Annotated in this window: 1 protein-coding gene; it reads left to right on the forward strand. The window is 56.5% G+C overall.

All coding sequences use genetic code 11. From position 1 onward, the window contains the following. Nucleotides 1–143: 143 nt before the first annotated feature. Nucleotides 144–1,279 (forward strand): IS3 family transposase gene (locus tag UTM25_RS21830; protein ID WP_206689213.1). Its coding sequence is split into 2 segments (ribosomal slippage): nt 144–390 and nt 390–1,279, totalling 1,137 coding nucleotides; the frame shifts between segments, so codons are not numbered across the junction. Nucleotides 1,280–1,314: the final 35 nt, after the last annotated feature.

Consider the following 1,314-nt stretch of genomic DNA (forward strand, 5'->3'; position numbering starts at 1 on the left):
GAAAAGCTAATTGCTTCGCTCCAGATCATTTGCGTAACTGCGCCTGGTATGACTTCATTTTACTAGAGCGCTGTTCGCAAATAATGGACTGACCCCGCCCCGGTAGACGATCCTGCCCTATAGTTTGAGCATAGGAGAAGCGTATGGGCACACCACGATTTACACCTGAATTTAAGGAAGAAGCCGTCCGTCAGATAACGGAGCGCGGTTATTCCGTTGCCGAAGTATCCGACCGTCTGGGCGTTTCTGCGCACAGCCTCTACAAGTGGCTACGGGCTATCAAGCCTGATAACAGCGAACAGCATGCCCGGGATTTACTGGAAGCCAAAAGCGAGATCCTGAAGCTCAGGGCACAGCTGAAGCGCACTGAGGAAGAACGGGATATCCTGAAAAAGGCCGCGCGGTACTTTGCAAGGGAGCCCGACTGAAGTACCGCTTTATCAATGAGCACCGCACTGTATGGGGTGTGATGACGATGTGTCGGGTACTGAATGTCGCCCGGGCCGGGTTCTATGCGTGGCTGCACAACCCGGTCTCTGCGCGGGATAAAGATAACCAGCGTCTGCTGACGCTCATCCGCGATTCATATTCCCTTAGCGGTGGCGTCTATGGCTATCGTCGGGTTCATGGCGATCTGAATGAGATCGGGGAAACCTGCGGCAAAAACCGGGTGGGTCGTATTATGCAACAAAACCGGATCAAAGCCGTACGCGGCTATAAAGCGCCGCGTCGTATCGCCGGCCGGCCTTCAGTGGTTGCCCCTAATCGCGTGCAGCGGCAGTTTACCGTTGTCCGGGCCAATCAGGTCTGGGTTACAGACATCACTTACATCCGCACCTGGCAGGGCTGGCTGTATCTGGCGGTGGTTATCGATCTCTTCGCCCGTAACGTGGTCGGCTGGTCGATGAAGCCCACTCTCTCTCGCGAACTGGCTCTCGACGCGCTGATGATGGCCGTCTGGCGTCGAAAACCGGACGGTGAGGTTATCGTACACTCGGACCAGGGCAGCCAGTACGGCAGTGACGACTGGCAGCGCTTCTGCCGGGCCAATAACCTGGCCCCGAGCATGAGCAGGCGTGGCAACTGCTGGGATAATGCGGTGGCCGAATCGTTCTTCAGTTCGCTGAAAAAAGAGCGGATCAGAAAACGCATCTATAAAACCCGGGATCTGGCCCGGGCCGATATCTTCGATTACATTGAAGTGTTCTACAACCGGGCCCGGCGCCACAGTCACCTCGGCGGCGTCAGTCCGGAGGCCTTCGAACAGGCCTCATCGTGAGGACAGAATTTGTCTACGGGCGTGGGGTCAGTCCA

The sequence above is a fragment of the Enterobacter sp. 61D5 genome (assembly GCF_034107965.1).
Lineage (GTDB): Bacteria > Pseudomonadota > Gammaproteobacteria > Enterobacterales > Enterobacteriaceae > Enterobacter > Enterobacter cloacae_M.